Genomic DNA, 21,126 nt, shown 5'->3' with positions numbered 1-21,126 from the left:
GACAGATTGAACACAGGGAGAAGAGCATGCATGAAAGTCGTCATAGCAGAAAAACCGGACCAGGCCATGAAGCTTGCCAGTCCTTTTGCCCATAGAAAACAACAAGGCTTCGTTGAAGTGCACCCGAATCGGATGTTTCCGAAAGGAGCCTTTTTTACTTGGGCGGTCGGGCATATTTGTGAACTGGTGCCGCCGGAAGCCTACAACCCGGCGTGGAAAAAGTGGTCGCTTGCCACACTGCCTTTAGTGCCGCAATCGTTTCAGCACCAGGTGATGAAGTCAAAAGCGAAGCAGTTTGGCATCATCAAACAGCTGTTGAAGCGTTCAGACGTGACCGAAATCATTCATGCGGGCGACGCCGGGCGCGAAGGGGAGCTGATTGTCCGCACGATTGTCGAGATGTGCAAAGTGCGCAAACCGATGAAGCGGCTGTGGATTTCCTCCCTGACGGAGAAAGCCGTAACCGCTGGCTTCGCGGCCTTGCTTGAGGAGACAGAGACGCGCAATCTGTACCATGAGGCGTACAGCCGCTCTTGTGCGGATTGGCTGGTAGGCATGAATGCATCGCGCGTCTATACGTTGTTGTTGCAGCAAAGAGGAATCAAGGACGTCTTTTCGGCGGGACGGGTTCAGACGCCAACGCTCGCACTGGTGGTCAAGCGGGAAAAAGAAATCGCGGCGTTCAAGCCGGAGCCTTTCTGGGAAGTCAAGGCGACGTTTGCCATCGGCAAGAAGCGCTACGAAGGCGTCTGGCACAAAGAAGACGGGGAGTCGCGCATCCTCGATCCGCAGTTGGCAGAGCGGATTGCCGCTTTTTGCCGGGACAAGCCAAGCGAGGTTAGCGAGGTGGAAACCGAGCGCAAAGAATTTTTGCCGCCTTATTTGTTCAATCTGTCCTCGTTACAGGCGACGGCGAATAAAATGTTCAAGTATTCGCCGCAAAAAACGTTGGAGATTGCGCAAAAGCTGTACGTGAAGGGGCTTTTATCCTATCCGCGCTCCGACTCGTCTTTTGTCACCCAGGAGGAGGCGAAGACGTTTCCCGACATTTTGAACAAACTGTCGAAGCAGCCGGAGTACCAGCCACACTTTCCTTTGGCGAAAGCATCCATCGCCTCGGACAAACGGTACGTCAACCAAAAAAAGGTGACCGATCACTATGCGATCATTCCAACCGAGCAAGTGCCGACCGTTTCCAAACTGAGCGACGAGGAGCGAAAAATTTACGACCTGGTGGCAAGACGCCTCATTGCCGCGCATCAGGAAAGCGCCTTGTTTGACTATACGACGGTGAACACGCTGGTCGACGGCCGCGCCGTTTTCATCAGCAAAGGCAAGGTGCAAATCAGGGCTGGCTGGCGCGAAGTGTTGTTTGATGAGGAAAAGGATGACAAGGAAGCTGTGCTGCCTCCGCTTGCCAAAGGCGAGACAGGAAAAGTGCACAAAGTAGAAGCCAAAGAAAGCAAGACCCAGCCGCCCAAACGCTACACGGAAGGCCAACTGATCACGCTGATGAAGACAGCCGGAAAGCACCTCGACAATCAGGAGCTGGAAAAGGTGCTGATGAAGACAGAAGGCTTGGGGACAGAGGCGACCAGAGCTGGGATCATCAACATGCTCAAGGAACGCAAGTATATTGAAGTCCGCAAAAACCAGGTGTTTGCAACGCAAAAAGGGACGCTGCTCATCGACGTCATCGGCGACAAAATTCTCGCTTCCCCGGAAATGACAGCCAGATGGGAGCAGCGCCTTCAGGAAATCGGGCAAGGCGATGCTTCCGCGCAAGTTTTCATGGAACAGGTGCGCAAGCTCTCGCACAAGATCGTCGAGGATGCCGTCGAGCAGTCCCGCGAATGGAAGCTGGAAGCGTACGACGTCGAAGCATTGCCCACATCCAAGCAGGCGTCCAAGTTTTCCATCGGCTCGAAAGTGGCTGCTTGCCGGGCGTGTGGCGGCGATCTCGTAGACAAGGGAGAGTTTTACGGGTGCGCCAACTATAAAAAGTCCCAGTGTACCGTCACCATTTCCAAGACGATCATGGGGAAAAAAATTACTCCGGCTGCGGCCAAAAAGCTGATGGAAACAGGCAAGACCAATCTGATCAAAGGCTTTGTCAAAGGGAAAGAGCGCTTCGACGCATACTTGCAGTGGGATGAAGCGGACAAAAAGGCGAAAGTCAGCATGCCAGCCTTGGCGGAAAAAAATGCATAGAAGAAAAAGACATCATTTTGAAACTTGCTTGCGTAAGTAACGTAGATACATGTATAGAGGGTTCGGCAAATGTGGGCCGAATTACCCAGCACGTATTGAGGGAGGAAATCACATGTCCATTTTTAAAAGACTTCGCGATCTGACTATGTCCAATCTTTATGCCTTGATTGAAAAAGCGGAAGATCCAATTAAAATGACCGATCAATATTTGCGCGATATGCAAGAGGATTTGAGTGAAGCGGAAAAAGCGGTTGCTGCCCAAATCGCTCTGGAGAAAAAGTTCAAGGTGCTGTACGAAGAGCAGGAAGCGCTGGTGAAAAAGCGCGAAGAGCAAGCGCACGTGGCCGCTCAGGCGAAAAACATCGATCTGGCCCGCCGCGCTCTCGAAGAAAAGAAAGCCGCCGAGCAAAAAATGGCCGAGTACAAAGAGGCTTACGAGAAAAACAAGCTGGCTGCGGACGGGCTGCGCGACAAGCTGGCTGAAATGAAGAAACAGATTACCGATCTGAAAAACAAGCGCGAAACACTCGTGGCTCGCGTCAATGCTGCCAAAGCGCAAAAAACGATCAACCAGACGATGGCTGGATTCGACAGCAACTCTGCGATGGCAGGGCTGAAACGGATGGAAGAAAAAGCGTTGCAGATGGAGGCGGAAGCGGAAGCAAGCGGCGAGCTGTACAAAAAACAAAGCTCGCTCGACGACGAAATCGCGAAACTCTCCAAAGACCAGCAGGTGGAAGACGAACTGGCAGCGCTCATGAAAAAATACGAGGGGTAAACCGCTTCGGCGGGGCCCCTTTTTCCTTGAAAGGTTGAATGAGAAAGCACAGGCTTCGCCACGAAAAAAGCTGGCGAAGCCGCACTTTCTACTATCTTAGTTGCTGCGGGGGGATAGACGTGTCGTGGACACAATTGCTCGGAATGCTCGTGTGGACCGGAGCAGGCGGTATTTTGCTGTTTGTATTGATGTGGATTGACACGCTTTTTACGAAGTACAAGGATATGGCTGAAATCAAAAACGGGAACGTGGCCGTGACGACCCGGTTTGTCATGAAGCTGTTTGCGCAAGGTTATATTTTATCGCAATCGATCATGAACTCGAATGAATTGTGGAACGCCCTGTTGGCATCTGTGGTCTCATTTATTATTTTGCTCTTGTTGCAAAAAATCGCGGAAATTTTGTTGAAAAGCTTTGCCGGACTTGATCTGGAGCGTGGAACCCAGCAAGGAAAAGTCGCACACGCCATGGTGGCGGGATCATTCCACCTGGTCGGCGCCTTGATTCTGGGCGCACTGGTCTAAACCGGGCAAGGAAGGAGTAGGACCAGATGAGTTTGTTCAAGCGCATTCAAAATATATTTGCCAAGCATGAACCGCCTACCCCGGAAAAGAGCATTTTGACGGTAGGGCCTGGCGACGTGGTGGAAGTCTCGCTCGTCACCTACCAGGTAACGGGAAAGTCGACCAATGCGAGCCGCAATGCGACGATGCTGACTTTGCAGGATGGAACGACCATCCGCTATTTATACATCGAAGAACGCGAAAAAACGGTTTACCAGCTGTACACGGTCATCGACGGCAGACTGGACTCCGTAGATGAGGTGCCTACGACAATCGAAATGGACGATGTGACCTATCATCTGGAAGAACAGTACAACGGCAGAGTGCTCGTCGTCGGAAAAGCTCCGTTCCATACTTCCGGTGATCAGTACATCTGGCAGTTCCAATCGGACGGCCGCGAGCTTTTGCGGATCGAATGGCAGGACGGCAGATTCATGCTGTACGAGGGAGAGTCGGTTTTACCTGCGGATGTCCAGGTACTTCGCGGAACGTAAGGAGGAGTGAGCATGCCGAACCGTTGGATGAAATCGATCAAGCTCCTGCTGATTCCGGCGGTGCTCCTGCTTTTGCTGGCTGGCTGCGGAAGCCCCGGAATTGGCGAGAGCTACCCGCTTGAATCCGTCTCCACGAAGGACAAAGGGCAGACATCGCGCATTTATCGCGCCGAAAACAAGACGGTGCCCGAAGTAGCGCAGGAGCTTGCTGACCAAAAGCAGCCGGACGAGATTTCCAAAGAAGACGACCAACACATGTTTCTCGTCTATCCGGATGAGCTGTATCATGTGCAGCAAGATCAGGCGAAGCCGTCCGATACGCTGATTGAGGTCGACACGAAGGAGTACGTTCGGGAAAACTACGATTCATCCTTTTTGCAAGGATACATTTTGGCGAGTGTTCTCGACGATTTGTTCGATGGACACAAGAAAAGCTACAAAGGCAGCTACCGGGGCTACTCAAGCAAAGAGATTTACAAGCCCTCCGGCAGCTATCACGTCCCGAGCGAGGCGGAGAAAAAGGTTGCCCCGCCGATTACCAAAGAAGGAACGGGCAGCATCTTCAAGCGCAGCGACAGCAAAAAGAAAAGTGACAGTTCAGTCGGTCAGGATGGCAACCTGTTTAAAAAGCAGGACTCATCCTCTAGCGGAAGCAAAGGCAAAATTACCCGCTCCTCCGACGGCTCGTCGGTTTCCTCGAAGAGCTCCTCGATTTTTTCCAAGCCGAAAAGCAAATCACCCCCGCGAACAAAAGCAGGAAGCTCAGGGCGCATTACCAAACGCAGATAATCGTCACCCAAAACCCGCTGAAATGGCGGGTTTTTTTATGTTTGGCTCAGCGGACAGCGAAGTTTGCGGGAGACGCGCTGTTTGCGATCGACAAAACGGTCACGCCCGGTTCCGTTTTGTAATGAATTTTTCATAAAGCAAAGTATGGAAGCCCTTTGTCATTTGTAAGATGTAAAGTACGCGAAAAACAGCGGGAGAAAAGCGGAGCAACATTCGACTGATGAAAGCGATTACCAAAGCGGCTTTCTCGACTTTTGTTTGGCAATGACGAAAATATGATTGTTTATCGACAAAAGAAGAAGGGATGTGCATGCATCATTCGACAGTCTTTGTTAGCGGCATTCGCTATGATGACATTGTACATATACAAAGACGACAGACAAGTGGATAGCGGAAGGGAAACTTGGCGGAAAGGAGCGCATCACGATGCTGGAAAAAATTCTTGAATTGCGTGCACAATCCAAATCCATCGCACAAATTGCCCAAGAATGCGGCTTAACCATAGGCCAGGTGAAATATCGTTTGCAAAAAGACAGAGCGAAGGTGGAGAGTGTATCGGCAGAGAATCGACAGATGTCATCGCTGGCATCCCGACGAGAAGAAAATTGGCAACTGCCAGCTTTTTACGGACGCGATATCGTCAAGGTGATGGCGCAAAGTCCGACCGTGCTGTTTGTGTACTGGGAAATTACATGGCCGAGGATGAGGATGGTGGCATCGTATCTACAGGCAGACTTCCGGCAGATTCAAAAAGGGCTGCGCTTGTACGACGTGACAGAGCGGCTGTTTGATGGTCAAAATGCCCATTCTGTCCGGGATATTTACGTCTGCGAGGACGCGCATTCCTGGTATGTGAACGATGTGCTACCAGGGCGCACGTACTTAATCGACTTCGGTCTATTTGAGCATGGCCGCTTTTGTCCGATACTGCGCTCGGATGTGGTCGTGACTCCTCGAAATACAAAAGCTGCCTGGGGCGAACCATTGGTGGAGCCAGCGTCTGATCGCTCTGCGCCTGCGTGGTTCGAAAACTTTTCCTCGTATTCACTCTACTCCAAAACATCCAAATAAGTGAGGTGTCAACTGTGCACAACGGTTATCTCTCCCTTGTGTTGCACGCTCATATGCCTTATGTACGACACGGGGACCGGGACGATCGCCTGGAAGAGCGCTGGATGTACGAAGCGATGCTGGAATGCTACATCCCGTTGCTCATGGTCTTCGACAAGCTCCTCTCGGACAAAATCGACTTTCGCATGACAATGGTGCTGTCCCCGACTTTGCTGTCCATGCTGGATGACGAGCTGATCGCGACACGGTTTCGCGCCTATCTCGCCAAAACAGTAGAGCTTGCAGGCAAAGAAGTAAAACATACGGCAAACAACCCGGCTGAACAGCGTATCGCCAAGATGTACCTGGAAAAGTTTCGTACTATCGCTTTATTTTGCAGCAAGCTCGATTATCGGCTGATCGAAGGCTTTAAACGTCTGGCAGACAGCGGCTGCCTGGAGCTGATCACATGCGCGGCGACACACGCTTTTCTGCCATATGTGGAGACAGAGGAAGCGATTTTGGCACAGCTGCGTACGGGCATGGATACGCACGAACGCATTTTGGGCAGGCGACCGCGAGGAATTTGGCTGCCGGAATGCGGCTATACGCCAGGGGTAGATCGGTTGCTCCGAGAGGTGGGGCTGCAATACTTTTTTGTCGATTCCCATACGATCGAACACGCGACACCACAGCCGCGCAGAGGCTTGCTTGCTCCGCTCGGCACGATGCACGGGGTGGTGGCTTTCGCCAGAGACGATGTCGCATCCCAGCAGGTGTGGAGCACTTTTGACGGCTATCCGGGCGATTATGATTACCGGGAATATTATCGGGATATCGGGTTTGACCGGGACATGGACTATATCGAGCCGTACATTCATCCCGCCGGAATCCGTATACATACCGGGTTGAAATACCACCGGATTACCGGACGAGACGTGGAAAAGCAGCTGTACGAACCTGACTGGGCACGGGAAAAGGCAGCCTCTCACGCGGGGCATTTCCTCTATCACCGCGAACGGCAAATCGAAGAGGCAGTTGCCTGGATGGACCGCAAGCCGCTCGTTGTCGCAACGTATGATGCTGAACTGTTTGGACACTGGTGGTACGAGGGTCCGCAATTTCTCGACTACTTGCTGCGCAAGACGGCATGCGATTCCCAGATTGTGAAGCTGATCACCCCGTCCGAATACTTGGACGAATATCAGGAACAAGACCTGGGGCATTTGCCGATGTCGACCTGGGGACGCAACGGCTACGGAGAAGTCTGGCTGAATGAAAAAAACGGCTGGCTGTATCGGCATCTGCATCAGGCGGAGCGCGATTTGATCGAGGTCGTGACGGCTTTTTACGAGCATAAGGGCCAGGAGCAAGAGCGTGACCAGCTTGCGAGCCGCGCCTTGAAACAGGCGGGCCGAGAGCTGATGCTTGCGCAAAGCAGCGACTGGGCGTTTATCATGGATGGTCAAACCGTTGTCGAATACGCTGTGCGTCGCACCCATGATCACCTCGTCAACATGCGGGAGCTGCTTGCGATGGTGCGCGAAGACCGAATGGATACAGAGAGATTGACACAGCTGGAGACTGCCTTCCCGATCTTTCCCCACATAGATGAGACGTACTATTTGCCAAAAGAGGCGCATAGAGTGAACGTATCGCATCAACTGGTAGCGGCCAGCAAAGGCGCGGAACCTGCGGGAGTTGTCCTGATGCTCGCCTGGGAATTTCCGCCGAACGTGGTAGGCGGACTGGGTCGTGCCGTCTACGATCTCGCCCGTCATCTGGTTCGCCAAGGTGTTGCCGTGCACGTCCTGACCCGGGCATCGGATTGGAGCGTGGCGGAGGAAGTCATGGATGGTGTCCATGTACACCGTTTGCCTACGTACATTCCGGCAGAGCAGGAAGATTTCCTGTCATGGGTGTTCCAGCTCAATCTGGCGATGTCAGACGCGACGGAACAGCTGTGGAAAAACGGCGTCAGACCGGACGTGATTCACGCTCATGACTGGCTGGTCGGCTGGGCCGCCATGGAAATCAAGGAACGCTATTCGCTGCCGCTGGTCAGTACGATCCATGCTTTGGAGCACGGGCGGCATCAAGGGATTCATACGCCTTTGCAAGAGCGGATTCACAATAGCGAGCGCACTCTTGCGCACGCTTCGGATCGAGTCATTGTTTGCAGCCACTACATGGCGAATGAAGTGCAGCGTTTGTTCGACATTCCGCGAGCCAAACTGCGGGTGATTCACAACGGCGTCGATTTGGCGCAGCCGCCAGCATTCGATCAAAATCGATTGCGCGAAGAGCTGTCGATTGGCGACGGGCCGATCCTGTTTTTTGTCGGGCGTCTGGTCCAGGAAAAAGGGGTTCACCTTTTGCTGGAAGCGATGGCCAGGTTGCGCTACGACTTTGGTCATGTGACGCTGCTCATCGCGGGCAAAGGGCCGATGCAGGGGCAGTGGCAACAGCGGGCGGAAGAGATGGGGATTGCTGAGCGCGTGAAGTTCCTGGGCTTTGTCGATGATGCACGTCGAGATCAGTTGTTTTTGCTTGCTGATATCGCGGTCTTTCCCAGTTTGTATGAGCCATTTGGCATTGTGGCCCTGGAAGCGATGGCTTTGGGCGTGCCGATTTTGGCAGCGGACACGGGCGGACTGCGTGAAATCGTCAGACATGGGGAGAACGGAGCGACGATGTACGCCGGAAATCCGGAATCGCTCACCGATCAGCTGCGCTGGCTGCTGCAAGATCCGAAAAAGCGGCGGCAGATGGCGCAGACGGCGCAACATGACGTTTTGCAACATTACAACTGGACGTCTTTGGCGATCCAGACGATGGAGGAATACCGATTGCTCGGCGTTGCTTGCCTGGCCTTATCGGAGAAATAGACACTGACAGCGCATGATCGCAACGATGATGAAGGAGGAAGGAAAAAAGATGAAGGCAGTAATTATGGCTGGTGGTAAAGGTACGCGTCTACGTCCGTTAACGTCCCAAACTCCAAAACCAATGGTGCCACTCTTGAACCGGCCTTGCATGGAGTACACGATCGATCTGTTGAAGAAGCACGGAATTACAGAGATTGCCGTCACGCTCCAATACTTGCCTGATGTCATCCGCGATACGTTTGGTGATGGTTCGCGCTACGGTGTTTCTCTCGTGTACTTTGAAGAAACGACGCCGCTCGGAACAGCGGGCAGTGTGAAAAACTGCGCCGATTTTCTCGACGAACGGTTCATCGTCATCAGCGGAGATACGTTGACCGATATGGATCTGTCAGCAGCGATCCGTTTTCATGAGCAAAAAGAAGCGTTGGCTACGCTCATCTTGACCCGGGTGGAGACGCCGCTGGAATTTGGCGTGGTCATGACGGATGAACAGGGCCGGATCAATCGTTTTCTGGAAAAACCAAGCTGGGCAGAAGTGTTCAGCGATACCGTCAACACAGGGATGTACGTCTGCGAACCGGAAGTGCTTTCTTATATAGAAGAAGACAAAGAAGTCGACTTCAGCAAAGAAATTTTCCCCTTTTTCCTCCAGGAACAAAAACAGCTGTACGGCTATGAGGCGAGCGGCTACTGGTCGGATATTGGCTCGCTTGAAGTATACCGCCAGGCACAGTTTGATCTGCTGGATGGCCGTGTGAATCTGGAAATCAAAGCCCAGGAAATCGCCCCGCGCATCTACCTGGAAAATCACGTTCGCGTCGACTCTTCGGTACGTCTGGAAGGGCCGGTTTATATAAGTGAAAATGTACACTTGCAAGCGGGAGTAGCTGTGGGGCCTTATACGGTCCTGGGCAGCAACACGGTCGTTTCTTCCGGTAGCAAGCTTTCCCGCGCGATCTTCTGGGAAAATAGCGTGATCGGGAAAAAGACGGAAATTACCGGAACGACCCTTTGCAAAAATGTCCGACTCGCCGATTGCGTGCAAGCAGGCGAGGGAGCCGTCATCGGAGACAATTGCCAGATCGGAGCGAAATCAGTCGTGAAGGCAGGCGTCAAAATTTGGCCGGACAGAGAGGTGGGGGAAAGCGCAACGGTCACGACCTCGCTCATTTACGGCATGAAACAGACGAAAAACTTGTTCGGAAACAACGGGATCAAAGGGCTCGCCAACGTGGACATCACGCCGGAGTTTGTCACCCGGCTGGCTGCGGCGTACGCCTATTTGCAAAAGTCCGGCAGCAAAATTGCCCTTTCCGCGTGCTCGCATCCTTTTGCGCAGCTGCTCAAGCACAGCATCATGACGAGCTTGTGCTCCTCCGGCATTGATACGGTGGATTTTGGCGTCGGCAACTCCCCGCTCATCCGCTATGGTGTGCGCTCCCTCGGTTGCGTCGGCGGCATCCACGTGTTCATGAACGAAGCCTTAGACGAAAAAGAGATCGTCATCCAGTTCATCGATCAGACAGGACTGCCCATCACGCGTGATATGGAGCGGAAAATTGAAAATGCCTACTGGCAGGAGACGTACGTGCGCAACTTGCATCATTTGGGCGAGCTGCATGTCGAGCATCAAGTCCAGGAGGCGTACTTGCTGACTATGGCCCAGCAGCTGGATATGACGGCGATCCAGCGCCAGCGTTTTCACTTGCTGATCGACAGCGAAACCCGCTTTTTCCCCACGTTCCTCGCCCCGCTGTTCCACGAGCTGGGAGTGACGGTGACGTATGGCGCGATTCAGGATGGCATCAGCAAAAAGAAAGCCGATCTGGGGATTCGGCTGGATAAGAACGGCGAAGCGCTGGCCCTGTTTACAGAGGAAGGCGCGAAGCTCTCCGCTGAACAGCTTCTGGCGTTGCAGCTTTTGGCATGCAGCGGCCGACATCAACGCATCGGTCTTCCTGTCAGTGCCCCGATGGAGCTGGAACATCTGGCGCAGCTTTTGCAGATCGAGGTCATCCGAACGAAGGTGACGCCGCGCTCCATGATGGAAGTGGCGGCGGAGGATCACTTCCATCCTTTGTTCGATGCCGTGTACAGTCTCATGAGCATCCTGTCCTATCTCGCCCAGGAGGAAAAGCCGCTTAGCCTGCTGCTTGAGCTGTTGCCTGCGTGCCACATGGAGCGGAAAACGGTGTTTTGCCCGTGGGGTGCGAAAGGCAAAGTGATGCGAAAAGTGCTGGAAGAGAACAAAGGCAAGCTGCTGGAGCTTGTGGACGGAATCAAAGTGTATGACACGAATGGCTGGGTACTGATTTTGCCCGACTCCGAGGATTCGCATGTCAAAGTCATTTCGCAGGGAGCGACAGCAGAGACAGCGGCAACACTCGCCTCGTCCTATGCGAGACGAATTGCGGAGTATCAGTGAGGATAAAGGGAATCGACAGCCTGAGTACGGGAAGGATGTGAAGGCATGCCGAGACCGCTCGTCGTCGGGAACGGAAGACTTTTGATCAATTTTGACGACAAGCTGCACATGCGCGATCTGTACTATCCGTATGTGGGCCAATTAAATCACGTCGGCGGACACTTCAGCAAGCTGGGAATATGGGTGCAGGGGCGCTTTTCCTGGCTCGATGAAGACGGCTGGACACGAAAGCTGGGCTACGACCGGGAATCGCTCGTCACAGATGTTCACGCTCATCATGAGCATCTGGCGGTTTCCTTGCAGATCGCAGACGGGGTGCACCAGCGCGATCCGATTTATTTGAAAAAAGTGTGCGTTCGCAATCATGCCAATGAAGTGCGCGAGTTCCGGCTGTTTTTCAATCACGATTTCAGCCTGAACGAGACGGAGGTAGGGGACACCGCGGTGTATGATCCCCGCCTCGGCACTGTGTATCACTACAAACGCAATGTGTACATGATGGCAAACGGAGTCACCCCGGAAGGCGGAATCAACCAGTACAGCGTCGGGATCAAGCGGTTCAACTACGCAGAAGGAACATGGCGAGACGCAGAAGACGGCCTGCTCGCGGGAAATCCGATTGCGCAAGGCTCTGTGGACAGCACGATCTCGTTTCGGATGGTGTTGCAGCCGCACGAGGAAAAAACGATGTACTACTGGCTGTGCGTCGGCGAATCGTACGACGCGGTGCGGACGCTGAATCAGTACGTGCTGGACAATGACCCGGACCGGCTGCTTGGTCGCGTCGCCGTCTACTGGAGACGTTGGGTCAACAAGGAGGAGCGCGACTTCGCCGACCTGCCCCAGGAGATCGTCCATCTGTACAAGACCAGCTTGCTTCTGGTGCGGACGCAGATCGACCAGAACGGAGCGATTTTGGCGGCAAATGATTCCGACATCCTCCAGTTCAATCGCGACCACTACAGCTACATGTGGCCGCGAGACGGTGCCCTGATTGCCAGCGCGATGGCGAAAGCGGGGTATACGGGAGCAGTCGCTCCGTTTTTCCGCTTTTGCGCCGAGGCACTCAATGAGGAAGGGTACTTGCAGCACAAGTACAACCCGGATGGCTCTGTCGGCTCCAGTTGGCATCCATACGTGGTCGACGGGGAAATCCAGTTGCCGATTCAGGAGGATGAAACAGCCCTCGTTCTGTACGCGCTCTGGGAGCAGTACAAGAGCGGCAAGCAGATTGAAGACTGCCAGGCGCTGTATCCGACGCTGGTTCGTCCCGCTGCCCGCTTTTTGCTGGAGTACGTCCATCCTGCGTTGCAGTTGCCCAAGCCAAGCTATGATTTGTGGGAGGAGCGCCGCGGCATCTTCACGTTCACCAGTGCCACGGTGTACGCCGGGCTGATGGCGGCGGCGCGGTTTGCCCAACTGTTCGGAGATGACCGCCGACACAAGCGTTACGAGGACGGGGCGAAAAGCATCCGCGCTGCGATGGAAAAGCATTTGTACGATCCGGGAATCGGACGGTTTTTGCGGGGAATTTACGTGCGGCCCGACGGTGGCGTGGAAAAAGATTTCACTGTGGAGAGCAGCTTGCACGCCCTGTTTGCCCTCGATGTATTCCCTGTAGACGATCCGCGCGTGCAGCGCACGATGGAGGCTGTGAAAAAGAGTCTGCGCGTCGATACAGAGGTAGGCGGCTTCGCCCGCTATCAGGGAGACTACTATTTCAAAAAGTCGCACGATGTTGCCAAAGTGCCGGGCAATCCGTGGATCATCTGCACGCTATGGGTAGCTGACTGGGAGATCGCCAAGGCAAAATCGCTCGACGAATTGCAGGAACCGAAAAACAGGCTCGCCTGGGTCGTGCGTCACGCGCTGCAAAGCGGCGTGCTGTCCGAGCAGCTTGACCCGTATTCGGGTGCCCCCGTATCGGTTGCGCCTTTGACCTGGTCGCACGCTACGTTCGTAGCTACTGTTCTGCGCTATTTGGAAAAAGTGAATGAGTTGCGCTAACGAGGGGAGAGATGGAGATGACGGCAATCCGTTTCGGTACAGACGGCTGGCGCGACATCGTGGCGGACGGCTTTACGATGGCCAATGTCCGCATCGTCGCACAAGCAATCGCCAGCTACACAAAAGAAGTCGGCCAGCAGGAGCAGCCGATTTTGATCGGATATGACACGCGCTTTCTCGGGAGACGGTTTGCGGAGGAGATCGCCAGTGTGCTCGCAGCGAACCGGATTCGTTCTTATTTGGTGAACGAGGCGGCTCCTACGCCAGCGGTCGCCTTCGGAGTCAAGCATTTTGCGGCCAGCGGGGCGATCATGGTCACCGCCAGCCACAACCCGCCTGAGTACAACGGGATCAAATACATTCCCGAATACGCCGGTCCAGCCACACCGGAGATCACGGCGAGGCTGGAAGCGTGGATCAGCGAGATCGCGTCTTCCGGTCAACCAGTGCAGACAGTCGCTTTGTCAGATGCCGCGCGCGACAGGCTGCTGCAAGTAATTGTGCTGCGTCCTCACTACGAGGCCCATCTGCGGCGCATGGTCAACATGGATGTGTTGCGCAACTCCGCCCTGCATGTCGTCGTGGACGCGATGCACGGCGCAGGAATGGGCTACGTCAGCTCGCTGCTTGCGGAAGCCGGAGTCAAAACGGTGGGAATCCGGGAAACGCCGGACGCCGCTTTTGGCGGAGATTTGCCGGAGCCAAACGACAAGCACCTTGGCCTGTTGAAAAAAGAAGTGCTGGAGCGCAAAGCGTCACTCGGGCTGGCGAATGACGGTGACGCTGACCGCTTCGGAGTCGTCGACCGTTTTGGCACCTACATACCGCCTAACGATGTGCTTGTTCTTTTGACCCATCATCTGGTGAAAAACAGGAAGCTGACCGGGCGGATCGTGCGAACAGTTGCGACCACGCACCTGTTGGATCACATGGCCGAGCACTACGGGCTGGAGCTGGTAGAGACTCCTGTCGGCTTTAAATACATCGGAGAGCAAATGCGCCAAGGCGACGTCCTGATCGGGGGAGAAGAAAGCGGGGGAGCCAGCATCCTCGGCCATATCCCGGAAAAAGATGGCGTCCTGATCAATCTGTTGCTCACCGAGATGGTCGCTTTTGAAAACAAGGAGATCGACCAGATTTTGCGCGATGTGTACGATGAGTTCGGGGAGCTGTTCCATACGCGCCTCGACATGCGCCTGGCGGAAAAAGAAAAGTGGATTCAGCAGATGGTTACCACGCCACCGCAGCGGATCGGGCCATACGCGGTGCAAGGCATCAACCGGATGGACGGAATCAAGCTGCTGCTTGAGGAAGGGCACTGGGTACTGATCCGTCCTTCGGGCACGGAGCCGCTGGTGCGGATATACTGCGAGGCGACGAATGCGACAGCGCTTGCCAAGCTTCAGGAAGCGATCCGCGACTGGTTTTCGGAAATTAATGTATAAAAAAGAGCAAGAAAAGAGCGGAAGAACGGACGCCCAACAGCGCCGTTCTTTCTTTTGTATTTTCACTCTGTTTCGAGTTTTTTTTCGTACGGGGTTTTTTAAAAAAATTCATTTTGCTAGAATCATCTTATAGAAGTCGGTATTAGATGAAAGATGGGGACCTATGCGCATTGACCAAGAAGTGTTGGAAGCTTTTTTGCATGAAGTAAAAGTAGAAAGCCAGTCGCCGGATGATCCTGTCGTCGTTGTCCACACGCCCTATCCGTGGGAGCTGGTTGGGACAGGAAATTATGCCGCGGTTTTTGCCCATCCCGATTACCCGCGTGTGGTGATCAAGCTGTATGCCCCTGGCAGGCCAGGCTGGGAGAATGAAATCGAAGTGTACAAGAAGCTGGGCGAGACTCGTTCGTTCCCGGTCTTGTACGATTATGGCAAAGGCTATCTGGTGATCAAACGAATCAACGGCATTTCCTTGTTCGACTGCGTCCGTTTTGGGATTCCCATTCTGCCACAGGTGATCGAGGATGTGGAGGATGCGCTGGACGAAGCGCGCGAAAAAGGGCTGTTCCCACACGATGTCCACGGCAAAAATGTGCTGATGGATCAAGGGCGGGGGTACCTCATTGACGTCTCGGACTACTACAAGAACGTTCCGGACAGCAAGTGGCGGGACTTGCGCAAGGCGTACTACAAGATTTACCTTCCTTTTATGAAAGACCGCGGCTGGAAAGTCCCCCTGTGGGTGCTGAACGGAATCCGCAAAGGGTATCGGCTGTACAAAAAGGCAAGGCGCTTGTTCAGGTGAGCGCACTCTGGTAAAATGATCATTTGACGTTGTGTTTGCATGGCTGCTCGAAGCAGGTGAAGGAGGACATTCCATTGTTGTATTTTCTGATTGCAGCAGGTATTATCGCGCTTGATCAATGGACCAAGCACCTTGTAGTAAATAATATGGAGAGGGGAGATTCCATCCCGTTGATCGCGGATGTGTTTCATCTCACCTCGCATCGCAACATGGGGGCGGCTTTTGGCATCCTGCAAAATCAGCGCTGGCTCTTTATTGTCATTACGATTGCTGTAGTAGTTGGCATTGTGTATTCCCTGATTCGCCTCGGGAAAAAACAGCCGCGAGCTTCTTTGGCGCTGTCGATGGTATTGGGCGGAGCGATCGGGAATTTCATCGATCGGGCCACAACCGGACAAGTCGTCGATTTTCTCGATTTCACCCTGATCAACTTCCCGATTTTCAATGTCGCTGATATGGCGATTACGATCGGTGTCGGTATTTTGCTGCTGGATGTCTTTCTCGAAGGCAGAAAAAGCGGACGGTAACCACCTGGATCGAAGTAACTTTGTGAGGAGACAAACATGAACGACACGCAATTGTTTGAACGGTATGATTGGAACGTTGAACCCGAGGATGCGACCGAGCGGATTGATAAATACATCACGCTGCAAAATGAAGATTGGTCCCGCTCGCAGGTGCAGGCATGGATCAAGGAAGGTTGCGTCACCGTGAACGGCGAGCCGATCAAGAGCAACTACAAGCTTCAGGTGGAGGACGAGGTCACACTGCGCGTGCCGCCGCCAAAAGAAATGGCGATCCAGCCGGAGCCGATGCCGCTGGAAATCGTGTATGAAGACAGCGATGTCGTGGTAGTCAACAAGCCGCGCGGACTGGTGGTTCACCCTGCTCCCGGCCATTACAGCGGGACGCTCGTGAATGGACTTTTGGCCCACTGCAAGGACTTGTCAGGCATTAACGGCGTGCTTCGCCCCGGTATTGTGCACCGGATCGACAAGGACACGTCAGGACTGTTGATGGTCGCCAAAAACGACAAGGCGCATATGGGATTGGCGGAGCAATTGAAGGAGCACACGGTGAATCGCACGTACGTCGCGATTGTCCACGGTGTCATTCCGCACGAGATGGGCACGATTGACGCACCGATCGGGCGCGATCCGAAAAACCGCCAACAGATGGCGGTCGTCTTTGAGAACAGCAAGCCGGCCATTACGCATTTTATCGTGCTGGAGCGCTTCAAGGAGTACACATTGGTGGAGTTGAAGCTGGAAACAGGCCGAACGCATCAAATTCGCGTTCATATGAAATACATCGGATACCCGCTGGCGGGCGATCCGAAATACGGTCCGAAAAACACGCTGGAGATCGATGGACAGGCACTGCATGCCAAGACGCTCGGCTTCACACACCCGCGTACGCAGGAACGGCTGGAGTTTGAGGCGGACATGCCTGCGGACTTGACCGATATCGTGAATTTTCTCAGACAAGCGTAAAAGGCAGGGGAAGGCAAGTGCTGAAAAGATTGGCGCATGTGACACTGTACGTTCGCGATTGCGAGGAAGCTCTCGTCTTTTATACGGAAAAGCTCGGTTTTGAAAAACGGATGGATTCGCGCATGGACGATGGCTCGCGCTGGCTTACGGTCGGATTGCCGGGCCAGGAAGTGGAAATCGTCCTGCATGATCCGACGCACTGGCACCGCGAGGAAATTGCCCGCGAGATGCTCGCTGCGGTCGGCAAAAATCCGATGTGGGTCTGGGAGACAGACGATTTTTCCACTACCTACGAAACATTGCGCGGGCGCGGCGTGAAGTTCGTCAGCGAGCCTGTCGAAGTGATTTATGGCATGGAGGCGATTTTCGAGGATTTGTACGGCAATCGCTTCTTGCTGCTTTCACCCGTCAGCTTGTGATTGTACATAAACGCTGTATGATTCGAAAACGCTAGTAGAGAGCAACGCAACGGCTTTCTTCTGGCGTTTTTTTTGACGCAAACGATGTCGAGGAGGGGATAAGATGAGAGGGAAGTGGCGTAAGGCGGCTGCTGTTTTGACGATGCTTGGCATGCTGTCGGCAGCAGGCGGGCAGGCGATGGCGCAAGAACAGGTGAAGCTTCCGGAACGAGTGAACAAGGAAGTGAGCGTCCCGGCGCACGTAGCTTTTACGAGCAATCAGCATCTGTTTTTGCTGGACGGGCAGGATAAAAGCAAAGCGCCGAAGCAAATCACCAAAGACGGACTTGCCGAAATCGCAGGCTGGTCCGCTGACGGCAAATGGCTGTTGTTTGTGAAATACAAAGGAAACGACAACTATACGGAACCGGGCTATTTGTGGGCGGTTCGCGCGGATGGCAGCAAAGTGGTGCAAATCGATGACAGAGCGATTACCGGAAAGCCGAAATGGTCGCCGCAGAAAAATCAGGTGGCCTACACAGTCAATGTCGGTACAGCCGAACAGCCGCGCACTTTGTTCAGCATCAAGGAAGTGCGGGAAACCGGAGAGGTGCTCGCAACGAGCGAGACATCTGCTGCGTTTTTCGACTTCACCTGGATGCCGGACGGCGAAACGATCCTGACCTCGTGGGAAGCAGGAAAAGATCGCCCGATGAAGCTGGTGCTGCAAAATCTGGCGGGCAAACCTGTCGCTGCGTATCCGATCGCAGAGGCGCCGAATGTCGAAGATGGGATTTACGCCCTGGCGGCGACGAACATGAAAGTATCGCCTGACGGTCAGCTCGTCGCCTATTACGTGCGCTACAACGCCGCTTCCTTGTCTGCGGATGGCGTGCCGATCCAATTGTTCAATCTGAAGCAGCCTGCGAAAAAGCCGCTCGAACTAGGCTCAGGCTTGGCCTACTCCCAGTGGCTCGAGTGGACGGCGAACAGCCAGCAACTCGCTTTTATTGACGGAAACGACCGGATGGCGACGGAAAACAAACACTTGAAGCTGTCCAGCCGCGATGGAAAAGTCGTTTCGGCGAGTCCGGCAGACAGTGTCGACACGTATCCCGTCTGGATGCAAAAGCCGCCGTATACGTTGTTTTTCTCCAGAGGAAAAGCGACGCCGTACGCTTTTGACCCGAAAAAGGTGATGGTGCCCGGCCAGCGCATCTGGACGCGAGAAGCGAACGGGGCAGAGCAGCCGTTGACGAAAGGCTCGCTGCAGACGGCTGATTACTATCCATCCCCATCTCCTGACGGCAAGCAGCTCCTGTTCTTGCGCCTCGCTTCCGCCGAGGACGGCTCCTTGTTCCTGCAAGCAGACGGAAAAGAAACCGAGCTAGTCAGAGGAATCACGGGCGACATCGGCTATTACGCCAATTACTTGCCGGAATGGATCGCCGTCTATTGGAATAGTTAGATTTCTTGCCATTCCATTGACACCGGGCTTGTTTCGTGACATAATCCTATTTGACGAATGGAACCTTTAAATCCAGTCCCGTGAGGCTGGCAAGGGCACGGAATGACAAGCGAGGTCTAGCGCAAGCTGGCTTCCTTGTCCGAGGGCTTCTTGTCTCCTGACAAGGAGCCTTTTTTCGTAAAGCCACTGTTCCCGTCGAGGAGGGGATATCGAGATGATCAACAAAAGTGTCATCATGGATGAAGCGGCAATCCGCCGCGCGCTTACTCGCATTGCCCACGAAATTATCGAGCGAAACAAGGGTGTCGAGGACTGCATCATCGTAGGCATCAAGACCAGAGGAATTTACCTCGCAAAGCGTCTGGTCGAAAGAATCGAGATGATCGAGAACGTAAAAGTGCCAGTCGGCGAGCTGGACATTACCTTTTATCGCGACGATCTGCAACACAAATCGGAGGATGCGGTGTTGCAAGGCTCGCAGCTCCCCGATCAAATTACAGGAAAAACAGTCATTCTGGTGGATGACGTGCTTTATACCGGAAGAACGGTACGCGCCGCGCTGGATGCTCTGATTGACAGCGGCCGCCCGCGGATGATCCAACTGGCTGTGCTCGTTGACCGCGGTCATCGCGAACTGCCGATTCGCCCTGACTTTGTCGGGAAAAACTTGCCAACGGCGCGGACGGAAATCGTCGACGTGCAACTGGCTGAAGTAGACGTGATGGACATCGTGTCCATCCGACAGCTGATCTAACTGAATGAATCCTCTTTAACAGCGATCCCGTGAGGTCGACAAGAGGCAAGAAACTTCCCATGTGTATGGTGAAGTTAGCCTCTTTGTGTCCGCACAAAGAGGCTTTTTGTATGAACGAGGGAAGAAAATGAAACACAGGGGGAAAATAAGGCCATGAGCCAAAAACACTATGTTGATGTAGACGAAACACCACAGATTTCCAAGCTGCTCCCGCTATCCATTCAACACTTGTTCGCGATGTTCGGCTCTACGGTACTGGTGCCGATCCTGACCGGGCTCGATGTAGCGACGGCGCTGTTCACCAGCGGAATCGGCACGCTTTTGTTCCTCTGGATCACAAAAGGAAAAATTCCGAACTATCTCGGATCATCATTCGCCTTCATCGGCCCGATCATCGCCGTAACGGCTTCGCACGGAGTAGGCACTGCACTGCTCGGCTGCTTCTTGTCCGGGATCGTGTACATCATCGTCGCGGGCATTGTGAAAAAGGCAGGCGTCAAGTGGCTTGACAAAGTGCTGCCTCCGGTTGTGATCGCCTCGGTCATCGTCGTCATCGGACTGAGCTTGGCTGGTGTAGCGGTAGACATGGCAACGAAAGTAACGGTAGATGGACAGTCGCAAATGTCTCTGACCTCCATCGAAATTTCTCTGGTGACGATGCTGATCACCATTTTGGCAGCGGTTATGCTGCGCGGCTTCCTCGGACTCATCCCGATCCTGATCGGAATTATCACAGGGTATGTCTACACGCTGATTCGTCACCCGGAACTGATTGACTTTCAAAAGGTTGTTACAGCCGACTGGTTCGTTGCGCCACCGTTCAAGTTCGGTGAAGTGATGGGTGTGATCAGCAACGGATCTGCCTGGATCGCCGCACTGGTTATCGCGCCAGTCGCATTCGTCACACTGGCAGAGCATCTGGGCCACTTGTTGGTAACAAGCAAAGTCATGGATCGTGACCTGATGAAAAATCCAGGTCTGCACCGCAGCTTGCTCGGTGACGGGATTGCCACTTCGCTGGCCGCGTTCATCGGTGGGCCGCCAGCGACAACGTACGGCGAAAACATCGGGGTATTGGCCATCACTCGTGTGTACAGCAAAGTAGTCATCGGTCTGGCAGCCGTCTTCGCCATCCTGTTCGCCTTCATCGGCAAAATCAGCGCGCTGTTGATGACGATTCCGACTCCGGTGCTTGGCGGTGTGTCGATTATCCTGTTCGGGATTATCGCGGCACAAGGCTTGCGGATGTACGTCGAACACAAAGTAGACTTTGCCAATAAACGCAACATGATTGTCGCCGCTGCGATTCTCGTCACCGGGATCGGCGGATACAAGATCAGCTTTGCAGGTGGAGGTCTTTTCAGCGACCTGACCATTGACAATATCGCATTCTCTACCTTCCTGGGAATCTTCCTGCACCTCATCCTGCCTGGCAAAGAGTCGGCGATGGGGGAAGCATCCCGCGAAGACGAAAAACAAATCGCGTAAACGTTCCCCATTCCTTTAAATCCAGTCCCGAGAGGCTGGCAAGGCATAGAACGCTGTTTTGGCTGCCCAA

Annotated in this window: 17 protein-coding genes; all 17 read left to right on the top strand. The window is 53.9% G+C overall.

What is annotated here, in order from left to right; all coding sequences use genetic code 11:
• Window positions 1–30: 30 nt before the first annotated feature.
• Entirely contained in the window at window positions 31–2,211 is a 2,181-nt protein-coding gene (locus tag HP435_RS17975; protein WP_173597049.1) for a DNA topoisomerase III, read from the top strand.
• 112 nt (window positions 2,212–2,323) lie between these two features.
• On the top strand, window positions 2,324–2,989 hold the full coding sequence (locus tag HP435_RS17970) for a PspA/IM30 family protein (RefSeq protein ID WP_122965034.1): 666 nt from the start codon (window positions 2,324–2,326) through the stop codon (window positions 2,987–2,989).
• Window positions 2,990–3,108: 119 nt separating this feature from the next.
• Window positions 3,109–3,513 (top strand): DUF350 domain-containing protein, encoded by a 405-nt coding sequence (locus HP435_RS17965; RefSeq protein ID WP_063230428.1) that lies wholly within the window; start codon window positions 3,109–3,111, stop codon window positions 3,511–3,513.
• Window positions 3,514–3,539: 26 nt separating this feature from the next.
• Window positions 3,540–4,046, top strand: coding sequence for a DUF4178 domain-containing protein (locus HP435_RS17960; protein ID WP_173599278.1), 507 nt, complete (start codon window positions 3,540–3,542; stop codon window positions 4,044–4,046).
• Between the two features lie 12 nt (window positions 4,047–4,058).
• Window positions 4,059–4,835 carry a DUF4247 domain-containing protein gene (locus tag HP435_RS17955; RefSeq protein ID WP_122965035.1) on the top strand — a complete coding sequence of 259 codons (777 nt, stop codon included), beginning with the start codon at window positions 4,059–4,061 and terminating at the stop codon, window positions 4,833–4,835.
• A gap of 426 nt (window positions 4,836–5,261) precedes the next feature.
• Window positions 5,262–5,906 carry a DUF4912 domain-containing protein gene (locus HP435_RS17950; protein WP_122965037.1) on the top strand — a complete coding sequence of 215 codons (645 nt, stop codon included), beginning with the start codon at window positions 5,262–5,264 and terminating at the stop codon, window positions 5,904–5,906.
• A gap of 14 nt (window positions 5,907–5,920) precedes the next feature.
• On the top strand, window positions 5,921–8,773 hold the full coding sequence (locus HP435_RS17945) for a 1,4-alpha-glucan branching protein domain-containing protein (protein WP_173599277.1): 2,853 nt from the start codon (window positions 5,921–5,923) through the stop codon (window positions 8,771–8,773).
• Between the two features lie 49 nt (window positions 8,774–8,822).
• Window positions 8,823–11,198, top strand: coding sequence for a sugar phosphate nucleotidyltransferase (locus HP435_RS17940; protein WP_173599276.1), 2,376 nt, complete (start codon window positions 8,823–8,825; stop codon window positions 11,196–11,198).
• A gap of 45 nt (window positions 11,199–11,243) precedes the next feature.
• Window positions 11,244–13,205, top strand: a complete 1,962-nt coding sequence (locus HP435_RS17935) for a glycoside hydrolase family 15 protein (protein WP_173597052.1) — start codon at window positions 11,244–11,246, stop codon at window positions 13,203–13,205.
• 11 nt (window positions 13,206–13,216) lie between these two features.
• A complete protein-coding gene (locus HP435_RS17930; RefSeq protein ID WP_122965040.1) occupies window positions 13,217–14,650 on the top strand; it encodes a phosphoglucomutase/phosphomannomutase family protein in 1,434 nt (477 codons plus the stop codon).
• A 163-nt stretch (window positions 14,651–14,813) separates the two neighbouring features.
• Window positions 14,814–15,455, top strand: a complete 642-nt coding sequence (locus HP435_RS17925) for a serine/threonine-protein kinase (protein WP_173599275.1) — start codon at window positions 14,814–14,816, stop codon at window positions 15,453–15,455.
• Window positions 15,456–15,529: 74 nt separating this feature from the next.
• Complete coding sequence (lspA, locus tag HP435_RS17920; protein ID WP_063229926.1) at window positions 15,530–15,982, top strand: signal peptidase II; 453 nt, start codon at window positions 15,530–15,532, stop codon at window positions 15,980–15,982.
• A 36-nt stretch (window positions 15,983–16,018) separates the two neighbouring features.
• Entirely contained in the window at window positions 16,019–16,948 is a 930-nt protein-coding gene (locus HP435_RS17915) for an RluA family pseudouridine synthase (RefSeq protein ID WP_173599274.1), read from the top strand.
• A gap of 17 nt (window positions 16,949–16,965) precedes the next feature.
• On the top strand, window positions 16,966–17,367 hold the full coding sequence (locus HP435_RS17910) for a VOC family protein (protein ID WP_173599273.1): 402 nt from the start codon (window positions 16,966–16,968) through the stop codon (window positions 17,365–17,367).
• Between the two features lie 103 nt (window positions 17,368–17,470).
• Window positions 17,471–18,814 (top strand): TolB-like translocation protein, encoded by a 1,344-nt coding sequence (locus tag HP435_RS17905; RefSeq protein WP_173599272.1) that lies wholly within the window; start codon window positions 17,471–17,473, stop codon window positions 18,812–18,814.
• Between the two features lie 214 nt (window positions 18,815–19,028).
• Entirely contained in the window at window positions 19,029–19,568 is a 540-nt protein-coding gene (pyrR, locus tag HP435_RS17900) for a bifunctional pyr operon transcriptional regulator/uracil phosphoribosyltransferase PyrR (protein WP_063229922.1), read from the top strand.
• A 153-nt stretch (window positions 19,569–19,721) separates the two neighbouring features.
• Window positions 19,722–21,056 carry a solute carrier family 23 protein gene (locus HP435_RS17895; RefSeq protein WP_173599271.1) on the top strand — a complete coding sequence of 445 codons (1,335 nt, stop codon included), beginning with the start codon at window positions 19,722–19,724 and terminating at the stop codon, window positions 21,054–21,056.
• Window positions 21,057–21,126 lie beyond the last annotated feature (70 nt).

Origin of the sequence: Brevibacillus sp. HD3.3A (assembly GCF_013284375.2) — a bacterium.
Lineage (GTDB): Bacteria > Bacillota > Bacilli > Brevibacillales > Brevibacillaceae > Brevibacillus > Brevibacillus parabrevis.
The sequence above is the reverse complement of the archived record's forward strand: the minus strand, read 5'-3'. Positions and strand labels throughout refer to the sequence as shown.